1 protein-coding gene is annotated in these 1032 nt (G+C 42.1%); it reads right to left on the bottom strand.

Going from position 1 to position 1032, the window contains the following annotated elements; translation table 11 throughout:
- Window positions 1–212: 212 nt before the first annotated feature.
- On the bottom strand, window positions 213–1032 hold an 820-nt coding region (locus ACS8FC_RS15025), incomplete at its 5' end, for a saccharopine dehydrogenase family protein (protein WP_439297362.1).

The raw sequence follows: 1032 nt of genomic DNA on the forward strand, positions 1-1032 counted from the left end.
CTGTGACATTAGACTAGAAATGTGTAGCATAATGTACTAAAAAATCGAAAAGCCGCAATATTGCTTACCAAAAAAATACGCTATTAGTATTCGCTAACATGATAGATGAGTACTATAAAATTTGCGTATTAAAAAACCGCACCTTGTTATCAAGATACGGTCACAAAAATCATCAGCGTTAATAAATCATTATTTAAATGTTTTACATTCGATTAACCATCGATAACATCAAAACTTAAGCCTGAATGTTCTTCTAAACGGTTTATGAGCTTATCACCCATCGAAGAGGCAGGCGTCCAGAATCCGCCGCCAACGTCTTCTTTACTGATATCTTGTGCCAGACATAATGCTGCCTGCGCGAGCATACGAGAGGTACTGCCGTAACCAGGATCTTTATCGCCTGTAACTTTGACCGTGATGGTATCGTTTTTAGCTGTTTGTCCAAAATGGCGAATATCAAAGTAGCCATTTTCCTGCTCATCTTTAGAAGGGCCTGTGCCTGCTTTGGGTAGTACATGCTTGGACAATAACTCACGGCTTGGTTTAATCATCATGGCAGTGGCAAATCCTAGTAGACCTGCGCTCATCGCGTAGCTTGATAACTTACCTTTGACACCATCTTTCATCCACATGGCTTCGTCATATTTAAAATCGCGACCGTATTCATAACTGAGTAGCTGGTTACTGCGATGTACAATACGTGTGTTGATACTCGCCATCACAAAGGGCGCCAACCAACGTTTATGGGTGCTGTCGTATTCTGGTTTGCTGACATTGTCTTGACGTACATTGGGCACATCTGTGTCATCGTTTAGTAGATAAGGGTTGGCTACTTGCTTACGGCGTGATTTATCTTCACCAACTTCTTCGAATATCGTAGCCATCGAGGCAATCGTACCACCAGAGATGCCACCTTTTGCTGCCTTTACTCGCATGTGAATCACATTACAAGCTTCTCCGAACTTCTCTTCTGCTTTGGTTTGCGTAAAGTAAACGCCCAAATCTGATGGGATAGAGTCAAAACCACAAGAG

The organism is Psychrobacter sp. 1Y4 (genome assembly GCF_051847555.1).